This window comes from Mesorhizobium sp. M2E.F.Ca.ET.209.01.1.1 (genome assembly GCF_004010375.2).
Lineage (GTDB): Bacteria > Pseudomonadota > Alphaproteobacteria > Rhizobiales > Rhizobiaceae > Mesorhizobium.
The window spans coordinates 1-350 of sequence record NZ_SADP02000555.1 but is presented as its reverse complement, the minus strand read 5'-3'; the positions used below and the strand labels follow the sequence as shown (position 1 = coordinate 350).

The window sequence follows — 350 nt, the reverse complement described above, 5'->3', positions numbered from 1 at the left end:
GACCGTCGCTCAGGCGGATGCGGCGGGACATGTCGAGGTCCCACTTGTCCGAGTAAGCACAGTGGAAGCCTTCGCGGCGAGCATAGTGTATTGAGACAGACTCGTCGTCGACCGTCTCAACTATATCCTCGTTGGCGACGTACTCATCCTCGTATTCACAGTATGTGAAGTGCTCGGATGCATACGACTGGCAGTATTCCTCGTCTCCTACAGTAACGCGATGGTCATTACTGTAGACTTCGCCGGTTCCGTCACAGCGGAAGTAGTTACGGTCAAAGCAACGATCGCAGATACTGGCGCCGTTCGCAGTGATGTAACCTTCCTCGTCGCTGTCGTAGTCACGGGCGCAG

General features: G+C 55.4%; 1 protein-coding gene. It reads right to left on the bottom strand.

The features are described 5' to 3' along the window. Nucleotides 1-350, bottom strand: a 350-nt coding sequence (locus EN852_RS41905; protein ID WP_210238308.1) for a hypothetical protein, incomplete at both ends; no start/stop codon positions are given.